Source organism: Desulfurispirillum indicum S5 (assembly GCF_000177635.2).
GTDB classification, from domain to species: Bacteria; Chrysiogenota; Chrysiogenetes; order Chrysiogenales; family Chrysiogenaceae; genus Desulfurispirillum; species Desulfurispirillum indicum.
In genome coordinates, this window is the sequence record NC_014836.1 from 2400074 (window position 1) to 2415896 (window position 15823).

Sequence of the window (15823 nt, forward strand, 5' to 3'; positions counted from 1 at the left end):
AGGAGCATATGGCAGAAGGTTGCTCATTCCATGTCCCTCATGCGATGGTAGACTGCAATCAATAACGCAGAATACAGGAGCATTCAGCATGCAGAACTTCACCGCCATCGACTTTGAGACCGCCAATGAACAACGCACGAGCGCCTGTGCCATCGGGGTTGTGGTAGTGGAGAATCGGCAGATCGTGCGACAGTATGCGCGCCTGATTCGCCCGGAACCCATGCGCTTTGCGTCCTTCAACACGGCTGTTCACGGCCTGACTGCTGCGGATGTGGCTGGTGCACCGGTATTTGGTGAGCTGTGGCCAGAGATTGCCGCGGATATTGTTTCTGCTCCATTGTTGGTGGCCCACAACACTTCCTTTGACATGAGCGTCCTGCAGCACTGCCTGCGTTCCAGTGGCATTGCCGCCAATATCCCCGACGCTGTCTGCTCATGCCGTATGGCGAAAAAGCTACTCCCCCAGCTGGTCAACCACAAACTCAACACGCTTTGTAAGCACTTCGGCATACCATTAAACCACCACGACGCCCTCAGCGATGCCCAAGCGGCGGCGCGCATTATTCTGGAGTTATACCAGGAGAGGTAGACCATGGCGGGAAAAAGCCAGCTATCACGCCCTTCAGCGCAGGAAAACCTGGTATCTGATGGCCTCTGATGAGTCGGCCTGCAACCTGCGCATCTTTGCCTGAGCCGCATACAGGGCTGCCAGATTCGGCATTCGCTGGCAGCCTGAACGGGGTAAGGGTATGATGCTCCAAAAAGCTGTTATTTTTCCTCACCACACTCACCCCCCCGAAAGGTCTTCTGCCCATGCAACTCTCACAAAGCTACGCGCAATTACCGGGGATGTTTTACCAGAGCCTTGCACCGACTCCCGTGACCAGCCCTGAGCTTTTGTTATGGAATGACGAGCTTGCACAGGCCTTGAATATGGATTTTACCGGGCTTGATGCTTTGCAGAAAGCGCAGTTTTTCAGTGGCAACCGGCTTTTACCGGGAAGTCAGCCGCTGTCCCAGGCCTATAGTGGTCATCAATTTGGTCACTTCACCCATCTGGGTGATGGTCGCGCTCATCTTCTGGGTGAGTATGAGGATATGCAGGGGCGGCGGTGGGATATTCAGCTGAAGGGTTCGGGGCGGACCCGCTATTCCCGTAATGGTGATGGGCGGGCCGCGCTTGGGCCTGTGCTCAGGGAGTATATTATCAGCGAAGCCATGGCGGCGCTTGGGGTACCTACGACGCGCGGTTTGGCAGTGGTGGCATCGGGTGAGCCGGTGTATCGGGAAGAGGTGTTGCCGGGGGCGATTCTGACCCGTGTTGCCAGGTGCCATATTCGCGTGGGTACGTTTCAGTTTGCCCTGGCCCAGGGAGATATTGAGGGTCTCAGGGCCTTGTTTGACTACAGTGTGCAGCGCCTGGCGCCCCAGTGTGCCGAGTCCGAGTGCCCTCCACTGGCCTTTTTGCAGTGGGTCCAGGATCAGCAGGCTGCGCTGGTTGCCCGCTGGTTGTTGCTGGGCTTTATCCATGGGGTGATGAATACGGACAATATGGCCATCAGCGGCGAGACCATCGATTATGGTCCCTGCGCCTTTCTGGATATTTACCAGCCCGATACGGTTTTCAGCTCCATCGATCGGCAGGGACGCTATCGCTACTCCCATCAGGGCACCATTGCCCACTGGAACCTTACCCGTTTCGCGGAAACGCTATTACCCCTGATTGATGCCGATGGCGACAGGGCGGCAGAAATGGCGATGCAGACGCTGGCCGGTTTTCCCGGCAAGCTCCATGAGCAGTGGCTGGGGGGAATGTGCCGCAAACTGGGCTGGGAGACTCCCGAAAGTGACGACGCCCAGCTGATTGGCCAGTGGCTGCAGCTGTTGGAAAAACATGAACAGGATTTTACCAACAGCTTTTTTGCCCTGGGGAACGAGGAAGAGCGGGATAGGGAATTTTTTCAAGCGCAGGCGGTGCAGCAGTGGCTGGGCAGGCGAGAGCAGAGGATTGAAAGGGCCGGACTGAAGCGCGGGGAGAGCGCCCACATTCTGTCCCTGAGCAACCCTGCGGTCATTCCCCGCAACCACCGGGTGGAGCAGGCCTTGAAGCTGGCTGAGGCGGAAGGGGATATGAGCCTGGTGCATCGGCTGCTTGCCGTGGTGAAGTCACCCTACTCTGTGGCCGATCAGGACCGGGAGTATCAACAGCTGCCCAGCCCGCAGGAAAGGGTGTATCGGACTTTTTGCGGCACTTAACAGCTTGCTGAAATACTTCAAAATGCGCAGGCAATTGAAAAATGCTCAGGTGCAAGGCGCTCGCGGAGCGCGGAATGAAGCGTACTCCCCGTACGTTGCAGCAACGCGCGAAGGCTCAAATACGAAGAGATTCTCACACAAAGTCCGCAAAGGCGCAAAGAAAGGCAAAAGCAGTTCACCGCGAATGAACACGAATAAACGCGAATGAAAAGGCAGGATCTCACGCCCGTTCGCTGCGCTCACTCAAGTCGCGAAGACGTAGAGAAAAATACAAGGTTAACTGATTTGGCTGCCCATCTTCTCCGCGTTCTCAGCGGCTTTGCGAGAGGAGATTGTCTTTTCTGGAAAGAGAATTTTAAAGAAAGTGTCTTTCAATACCTCAAAATACGCAGGCAATTGAAAAATGCTCAGGTGCAAGGCGGGCAACACCGCAGATGAGGGTTTTTCAGCAGCCTGTTGATATTCTGCGGGAAACCCTGATTTGCCGTGTTCCTGGTATTTTCTTCCGAAAGGCTCTGTGAGCCCCTTGAAGAGAGCGCCACAACCGCTGATGAAAAAATGGCTTGATATTTCAAAAAACCGTTTTTATATTTACGACTGTACGACCACGGAAGGGGTCCTCTCGACGCAGGGAAGTTTCTTTTCTTTCATGTCCATTCCGGACGGCTTTGACAACGATTTCTGTGCTTTCCAACGAGTGGAAATTCATGGCACAGGCGCAATACAAGGAGGTAACACCACAGGCATGCGCGTTTTGTAATTTCTCACTATTCCATGGATTGGAATTGCGTGCCGGTGGCACGCCATCACGGAGGATACCATGTCGCAGAATTCCTGTTTTTTTTGGAGCAGTGGCTGCAGGGCCACAGGGAAAGCTCCGCAAACACGGCTGACGGCTTCTGCTGAGGTTCGGCTGACAGGAAAAGATGATTGCGGGATATCCTCCATGGCGTGGCAGATCTCCCCCTCTCTTTTCTCCTGAACTCCGTTTCTCCATAGGCAGCCCGTTGAAATTATCCGATGACCGCTGTGCACGCACATGTCCCGGCGCAAGGCGTCTGCAAGGCCAGGAGCTGACAGCTCCCTGCGCTCTGGGTTGCCGCGCCGCGATTGCCACGGCAACCGGATTTTTTCGCAAGGTGTCAGCGCAGCTATCATGGAGGATTTCATGTCCAGCTACATCAACACCAATATTCCATCGCTGAATTCGCAGAACCATCTGCGTTTTCACTCCCAGCAGCTCTCTTCGACCATTGAAAAACTGGCTTCGGGAATGCGCATCAATCGAGGCTCCGATGACGCTTCAGGCCTGGCCATTTCCGAGAAGATGCGCGGCCAGATCCGGGGCGTGGATCGCGCCATGGCCAATGCCCAGGACGGCATGTCCCTGGTTCAGACGGCTGATGGCGCGCTCAATGAGACCGCGGGCATTCTGCAGCGCATGCGCGAGCTGGCGGTGCAGGCGGCCAATGACACCTACACGCCCAGTGACCGCTTGCATGTGCAGCGGGAGATCGACCAGCTGCGCCAGGAGATCGACCGGGTGGCCAGTTCCACTGAGTTCAATACGAAAAAGCTCCTCAGTGGTGACGCGGCGGCCCGCTGGTCGGTCTCTGACCCCGGCAGCCTGGAAGCTATCATCCGCGACCGGGTGCAGTCGGGCACCTACCAGCTGGATGTGAGCGCCAAAGCAGGCAAGAACCAGGTGCTGCGCTCCAATATCATGACCCTGCGCGATGGCGCTTTCGCGGGGGATATTCTCACGGGGAACGGAGTTGCCCTCACCGCCAGTACCAACTCTTCGGGCATTGCGGGTATTTACGCCGCCGAGGGAGTGCGCACCGGCTCCCTGGACGAGCGCACCTACCATATCAATGTCACCAGCTACGATGTGGCCAATACGACCATTGAAGGCAACAGCACCATCAGCATCACGGCGGCCAATGTGGGCTTTATGGGGGTCTACCAGCAGGCGGGCTCCAACTGGGCCATCACCGCCGGGGGTGGGCAGGATGCTGCCACCGCCAACCAGCAGACCAACATTGTCAGTTTCGGCGGCATTGTGGCGGGTCGCCACGGCTACCTGGAGCTGCGCTTTGACGACGACGTGGATGTGGACAGCAATCCCGATGTCACCGGCCTGGCCAGTGTGCGCTTTATTGATGTGAAGACCGGCGAAGCGGGTGCCTGGGCCAGCGTTGATCTGGTAGCGGGTGAGCTGAACCTGGCGGGGTCCGGTGCCCAGACCTTTGACGGCGCTGCCGTTTTTGGCGGTGGTGCCAGCCTGAGCGTCACCGGCAATGTGAAGCAGGGAGACAAGGCCCTCTTCTCCATCAACGCCGCCGTTGCAGCGGCTGATGTGGGCAGCATGTCCATGGGCGCCGGGGCCATCAAGATTGACGAGCGCTTCTCCAACGATGTGGGCACGGCTTCGGTGGTGGACTACCGGGGAGCCTACTACATTGACACCCAGAGCAGTGGCATTCAGAATATGCAGCTTACCGATGGCAACCAGCAGATCACCTACCACCTGGCCCAGCTGGAAAGCTCCACGGGCTCGGTGAGCATCGGCTCCATCACCCTGGACATGCAGGCTGACAGCACGGGCACCAAAGCGGACAGCTCCATTCTGGCGGAAGTGCGTGGCACCAGTGGCCTGGCTTCAGCTTACACCCGTCTGGAGGACATTGACGCCTTTTTGACTTCCGACGGCCTCAGCGTCTTTCTGGCCCCCCAGCAGCTGACCCTCTACGGCAACGATCGCCAAGTCAATGTCACCCTGCAGGGTAGCGATACCCTCGCTGATGTGGAGCGCAAGTTCACCACGGCCATTGCCAGTGGCCTTGGCATGGGTACGGGAATCAGCAATGTGGACAGCCATACGGTGGATTTTATTGCCAAGGGTTCAGCCATTGACAGCACCCACGCGGCGGTGGAGGGAACCATGCTGTTTCGCTCCCTGATCAATGGGGCCCAGGGGCGTATCGGCCTGGCGGGAGAGGATGCGGTGATTGGTGGCTTCAACCTGGCCACCCTGCAAAACCCGGAGGAGAATCGCTACATGGTGCGGGTCAGCGAAGCCCATTCGGGCCGCGCGGTGGGGTTTGGCGAGGTGAGCGGCTCCATGCTGCGCGACCTGATTCCCGGTATGGATATCGCCGTCAAGGGCAATGTGGGCATCGACACCAGCTTCAACGACAGCCGCGCCCGTTACGACTTCACCAGCCAGGCCACCCCATCACCATTCACCCTGCACGTGGTGGACAATTCCCCCTCTTTCCAGGTCGGCGCCAATCCGGGGCAGAGCATCAACATGCCCATCGGGCGGATGGATTCGCGGGCCCTGGAACTGGAAAACCTCATGGTGCTGGATACGGGGCTGGCCAACGAGGCCATTGCCCGCATTGACCGGGCCATCGGCATGGTTTCGGAAGCGCGGGGGAAAATGGGGGCGGTGGCCAATCGCATGGATCACACCATCAACAGCCTGGCCGTGGCCCACGAGAGCATGCAGGCCGCCGAAAGCCGCATCCGCGATGTGAATGTGGCCAAGGAGATCAGCAACCTGGTGCGCAGTCAGATGCTTACCGAGTCGGCGACCATCATGCTGGGCAAGGCCAATATGCTGCCCGACGGGGTCATGAGCCTGCTGCGCAACGCATGAAGAAATTGCCATATATTTTCATTTCCATCCCTTGAAAAAAAAAGCACGTATGTTTACGCTGGTCTCCGGGCCAGCGTATTTTTCAGAATACAGTATACAAACCCCAGGGAAAAAAGTTATGATGAAAGGTGCTGATCAATAGCAATTCCTGTTATTGTCGCAGCTTGTGAATTATAGTATTTTCCTATGAAGAGAGAAATTATTTCAGGAGGTCTGAAACCTATGAAAAGGCGTACTTTTCTAAGGGCCACTGCCGCTGCTGGCATTCTTGCCGGCATGGGAGCGGGAAGCCATGTGACTACCAAGTTACTGGTGAGCACCGCTGAGGCGTCATCCAGTGGACAGAGTGGCAAGAAGCGATTGGGCATGTTCATTGATGTCAACGGCTGTGTTGGCTGCAACATGTGTACTGTTGCCTGTAACAAGGAGAACAACGTGGGGCCCAAGGTGAGCCGCACCAAGATTCTGCCTATCGAACCCGAGGGCACGTACCTCTCCATGGCCTGCCAGCACTGTGACCGCCCGCCCTGCGTCCTGGTATGCCCCATCACTGCAACCTATCGCCGCGACAAGGATGGCATAGTCATGCAGGATGACAGCAAGTGCATGGGCTGCAAATACTGCATGACAGCCTGCCCTTACGGTGTGCGCACCTTCAACAAGTACCGTCCGTTCCCCGGCGATCAGGCGCAGTACAACCTCAACCCCGAAGTCAAGCCCCGCCCCCGTCACGTGGTGGAAAAGTGTTCCTTCTGCGACCACCGCTCCGATCGCGACCAGAAACCTGCCTGTATTGAGGCGTGCCCGGTTGGCATCCGTTACTTCGGCAACCTGGACGACCCCGACAGTGAGATCAGCCAGATGATCAGGAAGCGCAACGCCATCACCCTGTTGCCGGATCAGAAGACGAAACCGAAAGTCTACTTCGCCTTCCCGTACAACACGCAGACACGCTTCAATGGCGACAAAAGTTAAGGGCAGAGGAGGCTATACACAATGTCACTGAATATTCAAGCTCAAAAGATCAACTTCGGCCCCCTCAAGCCAACCATGGGAACCTGGTTCTGGGTTCTGGTTTTCGGCGCCCTGGGCCTTATCCTCGCGTATTCCGCCGTGTACATCTTCTTCCAGGGACAGCACACGCTGGCCACCAGTGATCCGGTGCCCTGGAACGTCTTTGTTTCCGCTTACATCTTCTTTGTGGTAACCAGTACGGGCCTGTGCTTTATCTCCGCCTTCGGCGCGGTGTTCGGCATTGAGAAGTACGAGCTGATCGCCAAGCGGGCCGTTTTCGCCTCGCTGGTCTTCCTGGCCGTGGGCATGACCGCTATCTTCCTGGATATCGGACGCCCCTGGATGATGTACAACTACGCCATTTCCCCCAACCCTGCGTCTCCCATGTTCTGGATGGGCGTGTTCTATGGCCTGTACTTCTTCCTGCTGCTCATGGAGCTGATCTTCATTATTCGCGGCAACCTGAAGGCCACCCAGTTCTGGGGAACCCTGGGCTTTATCTCAGCGGTCGTCGCCCACGGCTGTCTGGGCGCCCTGCTGGGCATGATCTACGCCAAGCCTCTGTGGTTCGGCCCCTACATGCCCATCTACTTTATCATGTCGGCTTTTGTATCCGGACTGGCTTCCCTGAGCATCATCCTGATCATCAGCTACAAGTCCAAGAACCGCAAGATGTCCCAGCGCATGCATGAGCTCATCCTCGACATGGGCAAGGTCTTCGGCTATGCCGTGTGCGCCCTGCTGTTCTTTGTCTTCTGGAAAAACGCTTCCGGCATCTTTGCCGACAAGCCCGAGCTGCACTGGATTCTCTACGGTGAGTACGCTGCCCGCTTCTGGATCGGCGAAGTGCTTATCGGACTGATCATCCCGATCTTCATTCTGCTGTATAAAGGAACCCGCACTCACTTCGGCATCCTGATTGCCGCGATCATGGTTATCGCAGGCCTGGTCATGGCCCGTGTCAACCTGGTTATCATCGGCCAGCTGCAGACCCCCTTCGGTCAGCCCTTGGGAACCTACAGCGCCAATATGCTGGAGATCATGTTCTTTGCCGGCCTGTTCGGCATGTTCGGACTGATCTACCTGGTTGGTGCCTACTTCTTCCAGTTCGAGGAGTTTGAGGATATGGTATCCGACGCCCTCGATGAAGCCGGACACTGAGTGAAACGAAGGAAACAATTGCAGAAAGGAAGCACTCCCATGATAAAGAAACTGATTCCGCTGCTGCTCTCCGTGGCGTTCATTCTGATAGCCTTCAGCAGTGCCAGCGCTATCGTCAAGTACCGCGGAGACGGACCCTATAAAGTCAAAGCTCACCCCGATGAGTTTGTCGCCATGCAGGCATGCAGCTCGTGCCACCAGACTGGCTGGCCCCCCGAGCTGCCCCCCTATGGACCACGTATCCACGAGCTCCAGCGGCAGGGCATTGAAACTCAGGAAGCGCAAGGGCACATTCACGGCAACTTCGGATTCACCTCCTGCGTGGTCTGCCATACCAACATCCACAACGCCGAAACCGCGTCCGAGTCCCTCACCGGTGGCTCCATCAAAAGCCTGGCGGCCTCCTGCGTCGGCTGCCACGGCGAAGGCGGATTTGGCGGATACTGGGGTGACTGGACTTCAGAAAAGCTTCGTCCCCATACCTTTAAGCGTGCGCAGTAAGGAGAAAGCATGAAAAAAGTACTCTATACCCTTATGGTGCTTTGCGTGTTTGCCGGTGTAAACGCTTACGCCGCGCCACTTGCATGCAACGCGTGCCATATCAATATCTCGGCTGACAGACTCGCTGGCGGCAAGGCCCACCCCATTCAGTACGAGGGCCTGCACAACCGCATGACAAACCAGATGCACGGGGGCTTCAAAAACTGCAGCTCCTGCCACGACGTCCAGCGGCTCGGCGAATCATCGTCCCCTGGCGCCAGCCTGCTGGGCGGCAGCATAGAGGCACTGGGTTCACGCCCCACCTGTATCGGCTGCCACAACGAAAACGGCTTTGCCGGCTACTACGGCACCTGGGCCGATTCGGAAAACCTGCGCCTGCATATCTTCAAAAGAGAGAACTGAGCTCCCCCGCACACCGCAGAAACCGGAACAAGAAAACCCCCAAGGCATTGGGGGTTTTTTCTTGCCATGGGGCAAAATCCATCGCTATGCTAGGCTGAACCTGCCGACAAATTCCTCCGTGGAACCAGGAGAACACTGTGCAAAAACACGACAATCGTTCCGAAGCCCGAGCTTACATATACACCTGGTTTTCCGAAAAGTTCATCGCCCTTGCCGAGCAGCAGCTGCCCGATGACTGGGAAACCGAAACCCTGGCCGAAGCTTTTGATTACATCGGACTGCCACAGCTTGGGGCGCTTGCCACCGAAATGGCCTCCCAGATCAATCAGACGCCAGCATTCAGCGAAGCGATCATCAAGGAGCACTTCCGCCTCTTCTTCGGCGGCCAGGAGGAGCCCATTCCCCTCTTTGGCTCCTGGTGGATAGACGGGGGCTTTGACGGCCCCTCGACCCAGATGGTCTTTGAGGTGTATGAACAGCATGAGCTGACACCCCACGAAGATATTCAGTGGCTGCCCGACCATATCAGCATTGAACTGGAATTTCTCTACTCCCTGGCCGTGCGTGAAGAGCAGGCCCGCGAAGCCGGTGAGATCGCGACTGCCCTGGCCAATGCCACGGCACAGTTGGAATTTCTGCGCCAGTTCGTCTCTCCCTGGGTACCTCTCGTCTGCCAGCGTGCGATTCAGCAAGCCCAGGAAGAGTTCTTTCCCCTGTTCTGCCAGCTTCTCCAGGGCATGGTTACGGAAGATCAGGTCGTCCTGAGCGATATTATCAACGATTACCAGCAAACCCTATCCTAACCGCCAGCAATCATGAAAACACCTGCCATCACTGACGACCGGCTGCTCTTTTTCCACCAGCTGTGCCTCAATCACAAGCTGCCACACCCTGTCTGCTCAGGATGCGTGGATGCCTGCCCCTTTGGCGCCCTGCAGCAACAGGGATCAAGCATTGAAATCGACCACGACCGGTGCACCCTCTGCGGCGCCTGTGTGGCCGCGTGCCCCGTACTGGCAGTCAATCTGCGCCAGCACCCGTATGCCGGTATCTCTGGACACATCACAGAAAAACCATACTTTGCCCTGGGCTGTTTCCGGCAAAGCGCCGGGCAGGAGCATATCCGCATTCCCTGCGCGCGGGTTGTGGATATTGCCCTGCTGGGCCACAGGGCCATCGAACAGCCTGATGAATCCGCTTCAATGCAGATTCTGACGGCTGACTGTACGCGCTGCCCGTGTAATGGCGATGGCGGACTGCCTTCGCATATCTCTTCCCTGCAGGAGGAGTCGGCTTTCTGGCGTATCCCCGTTGATATTGAGCTCCAGCAGGTCAGCAGCAAAGACCGAACAGGAAAGGGCGCTCCCCCTTCTTCAGGCAGCGGCCTCAGCAGGCGTTCATTGCTGCGCTTCTTCCGAAGCGGCGAACCTCATATTGCGTCATCAGCTCCTGCGAACAGTGCGCCAGACACATGTGAAAGCAGCTGCCACAAGCGGCAACTGCTGCTTGCGTACCTCTCCCGCACCCCTTTCCCTCTCTCCTCAGCCACGGTGCTGCCAGGACACTCCTTTGGCCAGATACACATGGAAAGGGGTGGTGAGTGCACCCTGTGCGAAGTGTGCACCCGCCTCTGCCCGACCAGGGCCCTGTACTGGCTGGACTCAGAAAATCAGCGTTCGCTGCGCTTTGACCCCACGCTGTGTATCGCCTGCAAGCGTTGCACCCTGTGCCCCGGCAAACTGCTCACCCTGCAGTCCATCACCTGTGGGGAGTTTTTCAGCGGAACCCGCGATCTGTGCCAGTTTGCCACAGCAGCCTGTGAGAGCTGCGACGATCTGTTTGTGAAAAATCCAGAAACAAACGGACTACTCTGCCCGGTTTGTCAGACCATGGCAAAGAACCAGCAACGCCTTCTTGCGGACCTGAAAAATTGTTCAGACACCCAATGAAGCCTCCCCATTGACCTTAGGGCCTGTAAACTCCACTTCACAATAAAATGGGGTTTTACAACCTCTGCGTTTTATACTATTTTTTCAGGTTAGAATTCTTACTTAAGGAGATCATTATGAAGAAAACTCTGCTTTTGCTCATGTCAGTGTTTGTGCTTGCTCTCGTAAGCGCCTACGCCCAGACACCCGCCTGTAACGCCTGCCACGCCGGACTGCCTGAAGCCGCTCTGCAGGGTGGAAAAGCCCACCCCGTCCAGTTTGAAGGGGTAAACCAGAAGATGACCAACCCCATGCACATGGGCCTGAAGTCCTGTAACAACTGCCATGACGCTGGCCAGCTCAAAGACGCGACAACCGCCGCTGCCAGCCTCAAGGGTGGAAGCGTAGCGGCTCTCGGCGCCATGCCTACCTGTGCCGGCTGCCACTCCGGAGCTCCTGCAGCCAAGCCTGCTGACTGGAACATGGAACGCGTGAAGCTGCACACTTTCTCCAAGTAAGCTGAACACGAAACGCTGACTACGGAAAAAGGCCCCCGCTGATTTGCAGCGGGGGCCTTTCTATTTGGAAAAAGCCTCCCCTGTGGAGGCGTACTTTCCACAGGGGAGCAGTATCAGGAGGTCGCTATGGCGTTAGCGTCGTGAGGCGGCAAAGCGTTGGTTCTGCATGCTCTTCACGTGCCCTGGGTCATGGCAGCCCATGCAGGTGGCCTGGTACTTCATGTACTCGTCGTGACGAGCGCTGAAGATGGGCCGCTCAGAGCGCTGCTCACGGCTCAGGTGGCAGCCGATGCAGTTTTCCGTAATGGCTTCCTTATAGCTGGGAAGCAGATCGTTATGCGGGTTAACCTGGCCGGTGGACGTGAGATACACTTTCTGGATACCTTTGACCTTATCCGTCATCATGCCCTTGGTATGACATGCTATGCATCCCACATCGGGGTGATCCCCATGGTCCCAGGATACCTTTTCATAAGCGTGGCATCTGATGCAGAAGCTGTCAGATGAAGTTTTGTTGGCCACGCTCACTGTCCCGCCCACGATGATAAAGAGGGCAACAACTCCCACTATTATCCATGCTTTGGGGCTGAGGTTTTTCATGAGCACTCCTTGTGAGAAGGTTATCGTTGTTCAGTTAGCAGTTCACCAGATGCAATCAGCGCAGCTTTTTCTGTCCATCCCAGACCAGGTCGGCCTCGGGCAGCTTGGGCAGGTACTGCAGCCACTTGTGAGAGTTCAGGTGCTCCTGGCTCTGCTGCAGCTTGCGGCTGTGCTCCATAATGGGGGGAACCAGCTTCTCGATAGGTCCTTCCAGCTTGGGTGCGATGGCGTAGCCAGTGGCCTGCATGGCCAGTTTTACCGCCTCGTCACTGTACTGCTGGGAGAATGCCAGGGTTTCCAGAGCCTTGGTGGGGTTGTGGAAGCCGGCACTGTTCTCGGCAGAGACATAATCCCAGAACCACTGACCTTTACGGACCATCTCGCGGGCTTCAGCCAGCAGCTTCTGATCAACACCATTGAATTCCATGGCCAGACGCACGGCTTCGTGGGCGCGCACGGATTTCTCCTGGGCGATATTCAGCTGCTTCCAGGTTTTCTCCTGGTGGTAGATAACGCGATCACGCAGGTAGCCGGTAGATTTGTCGTCGTGGCAGCCGGTACAGGAAACGCGGATCATCTCGTCGTTCTTGATAGGCGAAGTCCAGTGGTGAGAGGTGATGGTCACGGCTCCCTGCTTCATGCGAGGCATGTGGCAGTCGGCACAGGAAACTCCAGCAGCGCCGTGAACGGAGTCATAGAACATTTCGTACTCGGGATGCTGGGTCTTGATCATGGGTGTCTTGGAGACCGCGTGAGTCCAATCAACAAACTGACCCTTGAAGCCATCGCGATCGGGCTGGCCGTCGGCATAGAACTCATACATGTCAGCAGGGTCCATACCCTTGTCCCAGGGGAGGTGAGGCTTGGCAGCTACACCATGGGCACCGGTTTCGAAGTAGTATTCAACGTGACACTGGGCGCACACCAGGGAACGCATTTCATTGCGGGAAGCGTCCTGCCAGGGCTTACCCAGGCGCTCAAGGGTTTCTTCCAGGGGAATTGAAGTGATCACCAGCTGCATATTGTTTTCAGCATCGTGACAGTTGTTACACCCAATGGCGTGGTTGGAAGTGTCATGGGCCTGACGGTAGTCATGGAAGTTGGATGACCAGAAGGCGTCACCATAGGCCTCCACGAGGGTGGGAATGGTGCTGGTTTTACAGTTGAAGCAGGTGGCTGGCAGGCCGGCCTGTTCGCTGTAACGGTTGATACGGTCAATTTTCAAAATGTCTTTGATGGCATAGGTATGGCCGCGGGCACGGTCATACTGGTAGCTGAAAGGGTAGCCGAGCCACAGGTTCTTCAGGTAGGGCTGGGCATGCTTGTAGCCCTTGGGCAGGGGGTTAACACCATCATGCTTGGCATGAGGTACAGACCCACCATACTCGGTCATCTGAGTGTCATCATTGTTCTTCAGGTAAGACTGATACTGGGGCAGGTTTTTGAATGGCTCATTGCCTGGACCCAAATCAACATTCACAGCAGCGGCATTCCCGGCGAAGGCCAGAGCCACAAAGAGCGCTGCGATCACAGCAAGAGTTTTACGCATCTTTTCTCTCCTTTTCATGTTATTGACAAGTTTGAAAGCAAAAGAACATCTTTCCAGAGGCACCTCCATATGCATACTTCTTATTGAACAAATCCTGTGGCGGCCGCGTATGAGACAATAGTCATCAGAAACGCGCCCACCAGGACACCCATAAGCAAAAACACCGTCGTTCTTTGCATAAATCCTCCTCGCACTACTGCACGCCATACTCTTCCAGTTTTTTGCGCAAAGTGACTCGATTTATCCCCAGAACCTCCGCCGTGCGTGTCTTGTTCTTTTGCAGGCGGTGGTACGTGGCAATGATCAGTTCCCTCTCCACATCGGCGAGGGTTTTAAAGGCCTCTTCAGTGGAATCTCCATTTTGCTGACGCATCTGGTGCGTTCGTCCATCACCCAGCAGACTGGGGAAAGTTCCCAGCAAAGCCGTGCGTTCAGCCACATTCCGCAGCTCGCGCACGTTGCCAGGCCAGTGATAGGCCGTGGCCTCGGCCAGAATCTCGGCGCCAAGCTCCAGGACAGGCCTCCCCATACGCTGACAGTAGTGAGTAATGTAGTGCCGAAGCAAAGTGGAGATATCTCCACTGCGCTCCCGCAGGGTCGGCAGATTGATCTGCACCACATTCAGTCGATAGTAAAGATCGCTCCGAAACGATTTATCCTCAAGCATTCTGGCCATATCGCGGTTAGTGGCGGCAATCACCCGCACATCAACCTGAATCTCCCGCTCGCCACCGATTTTGGTGAATGTCTTGGCCTCCAGAAAGCGCAGCAGCTTCGACTGCACCTCAAGCCCCAGCTCACCGATTTCGTCCAGGAAGAGCGTGCCACCGGCAGCCATTTCGATGTAGCCCTTGCGACTCTTTTTGGCATCGGTGTAGGCGCCTTTCTCATAACCGAACAGCTCGGCCTCAATCAGACTTGATGGCAGAGCGGCACAGTTGACCCGCACGATGGGGCGACTGCGGCGCGCCGACAGTTCATGGATGGCCTGGGCCACCAATTCCTTGCCCGTTCCCGTTTCGCCGGTAATCAGCACCGTGGTGTCAGGCGACTGGGCGATGGTGCTGATGAGCTCTTTCACATGGTTCACCGCATCAGAATCACCCTTGATACTGTCCAGGGCATCAACGCGCTGCCGATCGCCAAGGGCGAGCTTCTGGCGCGAATAACTCTGCTGCAGAGCCTTGGCGACGATCAGATCCAGGTCATCCAGATCAAAGGGCTTTTCCAGATAGTCCAGAGCTCCCATCTTGATGGTGCGAACAGCCATCTGATGTTCGGGGAAGGCCGTAAGGATAATTGCCTGGGGGCTTCCCGGCGCATCGGGCAATATCTGCAGCACCTGGGTTCCTTCACCATCGGGCAGATGCATATCCAGCAGAACCAGATCAAAGGTGTGGGAGCTCACCGTTTCGATGGCTGACGCGATGTCGCTGCACCAGACAACACTGTAAAGACTCCCGTAATGACCGACCAGGTGTTCCCCTATGGTCAGGTCATCTTCGACTATGAGAATGCTGGCATTTTCATAGGACATCTGCGGCTCCTTCTCGGCCCACGCGGGCTCGCTTTCGTAATTTGCAAGTACCGTTCCAAAACATCACCGCTCGTGAAAAAGAATTCAAGAGTTATTTAACCAACGAAAACAGCGCCAGTTACTGAAATAGCGGCGAATGACACCCCACCATGGAGATGGCAAAATCCACCTCACTGATTAAAAAACTACCGGACAACCCTGGCGCATACCAGGGAAATCAGAACGCTGTTCCAGGGGTTTCGTCGCAAAAACAGAAATACGCAGACAAGGAGAACTCAGAGAGGGAAGAGAACGCGGATCAGCGAAAGAAACTGCGGGGAGGAGGAGTAAAGAGGAGAAAGAGGGCCGCGGAACCACCCAGGAACCACCAGCCGTGGGCAGTACTCTGAAAGGCAACCACTACCAGAAAAACGCTGAACAGGGCACTTGACCACAGCAGCAGGCGTGAAACCACGGGGTGGCGGGCTATACCGGTTATATCCTTACCATAAGGGCGTGGCACCAGCCACTTGCCGGCATAGCGCATAAAGAGAATAGTCGCAATCTGCAGCAGCCCCAGAACCAGAATGAAATACGGCATCGGGATTCACCTTCGGTCACTTGTGTAACAAAAAAACTCAGCACACAATTTCCAGAGAGTATATTGGCTGGCGAAACAGAATACAAGGAAAAGAAAATACTTTTCTGCGAACT

Annotated in this window: 14 protein-coding genes; 10 read left to right on the plus strand and 4 right to left on the minus strand. The window is 56.2% G+C overall.

Features of this window, described 5'->3' with window-relative positions:
- Window positions 1-88 precede the first annotated feature (88 nt).
- From SELIN_RS11215 to SELIN_RS11260, 10 genes are all read left to right on the plus strand, one after another.
- Window positions 89-589 carry a 3'-5' exonuclease gene (locus tag SELIN_RS11215; RefSeq protein ID WP_013506769.1) on the plus strand — a complete coding sequence of 167 codons (501 nt, stop codon included), beginning with the start codon at window positions 89-91 and terminating at the stop codon, window positions 587-589.
- A 224-nt stretch (window positions 590-813) separates the two neighbouring features.
- Window positions 814-2256 (plus strand): protein adenylyltransferase SelO, encoded by a 1443-nt coding sequence (locus tag SELIN_RS11220; RefSeq protein ID WP_013506770.1) that lies wholly within the window; start codon window positions 814-816, stop codon window positions 2254-2256.
- Window positions 2257-3424: 1168 nt separating this feature from the next.
- On the plus strand, window positions 3425-5920 hold the full coding sequence (locus SELIN_RS11225) for a flagellin N-terminal helical domain-containing protein (protein WP_013506771.1): 2496 nt from the start codon (window positions 3425-3427) through the stop codon (window positions 5918-5920).
- Between the two features lie 222 nt (window positions 5921-6142).
- The gene (locus tag SELIN_RS11230) at window positions 6143-6895 is read left to right on the plus strand and encodes a 4Fe-4S dicluster domain-containing protein (RefSeq protein ID WP_013506772.1); all 753 of its coding nucleotides are present in this window, start codon (window positions 6143-6145) and stop codon (window positions 6893-6895) included.
- A gap of 21 nt (window positions 6896-6916) precedes the next feature.
- On the plus strand, window positions 6917-8095 hold the full coding sequence (gene nrfD, locus SELIN_RS11235; protein WP_013506773.1) for an NrfD/PsrC family molybdoenzyme membrane anchor subunit: 1179 nt from the start codon (window positions 6917-6919) through the stop codon (window positions 8093-8095).
- A gap of 39 nt (window positions 8096-8134) precedes the next feature.
- Window positions 8135-8596, plus strand: a complete 462-nt coding sequence (locus SELIN_RS11240; protein WP_013506774.1) for a hypothetical protein — start codon at window positions 8135-8137, stop codon at window positions 8594-8596.
- Window positions 8597-8605: 9 nt separating this feature from the next.
- Window positions 8606-8998, plus strand: a complete 393-nt coding sequence (locus SELIN_RS11245) for a hypothetical protein (protein WP_013506775.1) — start codon at window positions 8606-8608, stop codon at window positions 8996-8998.
- Window positions 8999-9135: 137 nt separating this feature from the next.
- Entirely contained in the window at window positions 9136-9801 is a 666-nt protein-coding gene (locus SELIN_RS14210; protein WP_013506776.1) for a TorD/DmsD family molecular chaperone, read from the plus strand.
- A gap of 12 nt (window positions 9802-9813) precedes the next feature.
- Window positions 9814-10947, plus strand: coding sequence for a 4Fe-4S binding protein (locus SELIN_RS11255; protein ID WP_013506777.1), 1134 nt, complete (start codon window positions 9814-9816; stop codon window positions 10945-10947).
- A 116-nt stretch (window positions 10948-11063) separates the two neighbouring features.
- Window positions 11064-11444 carry a hypothetical protein gene (locus SELIN_RS11260; protein WP_013506778.1) on the plus strand — a complete coding sequence of 127 codons (381 nt, stop codon included), beginning with the start codon at window positions 11064-11066 and terminating at the stop codon, window positions 11442-11444.
- Between the two features lie 132 nt (window positions 11445-11576).
- On the opposite strand, the gene SELIN_RS11265 is transcribed toward SELIN_RS11260, so the two are convergent.
- From SELIN_RS11265 to SELIN_RS11280, 4 genes are all read right to left on the minus strand, one after another.
- Complete coding sequence (locus SELIN_RS11265) at window positions 11577-12044, minus strand: NapC/NirT family cytochrome c (protein WP_013506779.1); 468 nt, start codon at window positions 12042-12044, stop codon at window positions 11577-11579.
- A gap of 55 nt (window positions 12045-12099) precedes the next feature.
- The gene (locus SELIN_RS11270; protein ID WP_013506780.1) at window positions 12100-13593 is read right to left on the minus strand and encodes an ammonia-forming cytochrome c nitrite reductase subunit c552; all 1494 of its coding nucleotides are present in this window, start codon (window positions 13591-13593) and stop codon (window positions 12100-12102) included.
- A 193-nt stretch (window positions 13594-13786) separates the two neighbouring features.
- Window positions 13787-15130 carry a sigma-54-dependent transcriptional regulator gene (locus SELIN_RS11275; RefSeq protein WP_013506782.1) on the minus strand — a complete coding sequence of 448 codons (1344 nt, stop codon included), beginning with the start codon at window positions 15128-15130 and terminating at the stop codon, window positions 13787-13789.
- Between the two features lie 298 nt (window positions 15131-15428).
- Window positions 15429-15710, minus strand: a complete 282-nt coding sequence (locus tag SELIN_RS11280) for a hypothetical protein (RefSeq protein ID WP_013506783.1) — start codon at window positions 15708-15710, stop codon at window positions 15429-15431.
- Window positions 15711-15823: the final 113 nt, after the last annotated feature.

What these genes read in the sequence shown, in the direction of transcription:
- SELIN_RS11245 (WP_013506775.1), top strand. Translation starts at nt 8,606, where the DNA reads ATGAAAAAAGTACTCTATACCCTTATGGTGCTTTGCGTGTTTGCCGGT.
- SELIN_RS11240 (WP_013506774.1), top strand. Translation starts at nt 8,135, where the DNA reads ATGATAAAGAAACTGATTCCGCTGCTGCTCTCCGTGGCGTTCATTCTG.
- SELIN_RS11275 (WP_013506782.1), bottom strand. Translation starts at nt 15,130, where the DNA reads ATGTCCTATGAAAATGCCAGCATTCTCATAGTCGAAGATGACCTGACC.
- SELIN_RS11280 (WP_013506783.1), bottom strand. Translation starts at nt 15,710, where the DNA reads ATGCCGTATTTCATTCTGGTTCTGGGGCTGCTGCAGATTGCGACTATT.
- SELIN_RS11225 (WP_013506771.1), top strand. Translation starts at nt 3,425, where the DNA reads ATGTCCAGCTACATCAACACCAATATTCCATCGCTGAATTCGCAGAAC.
- SELIN_RS11220 (WP_013506770.1), top strand. Translation starts at nt 814, where the DNA reads ATGCAACTCTCACAAAGCTACGCGCAATTACCGGGGATGTTTTACCAG.
- SELIN_RS11265 (WP_013506779.1), bottom strand. Translation starts at nt 12,044, where the DNA reads ATGAAAAACCTCAGCCCCAAAGCATGGATAATAGTGGGAGTTGTTGCC.
- nrfD (WP_013506773.1), top strand. Translation starts at nt 6,917, where the DNA reads ATGTCACTGAATATTCAAGCTCAAAAGATCAACTTCGGCCCCCTCAAG.
- SELIN_RS11270 (WP_013506780.1), bottom strand. Translation starts at nt 13,593, where the DNA reads ATGCGTAAAACTCTTGCTGTGATCGCAGCGCTCTTTGTGGCTCTGGCC.
- SELIN_RS11260 (WP_013506778.1), top strand. Translation starts at nt 11,064, where the DNA reads ATGAAGAAAACTCTGCTTTTGCTCATGTCAGTGTTTGTGCTTGCTCTC.
- SELIN_RS11215 (WP_013506769.1), top strand. Translation starts at nt 89, where the DNA reads ATGCAGAACTTCACCGCCATCGACTTTGAGACCGCCAATGAACAACGC.
- SELIN_RS11230 (WP_013506772.1), top strand. Translation starts at nt 6,143, where the DNA reads ATGAAAAGGCGTACTTTTCTAAGGGCCACTGCCGCTGCTGGCATTCTT.
- SELIN_RS11255 (WP_013506777.1), top strand. Translation starts at nt 9,814, where the DNA reads ATGAAAACACCTGCCATCACTGACGACCGGCTGCTCTTTTTCCACCAG.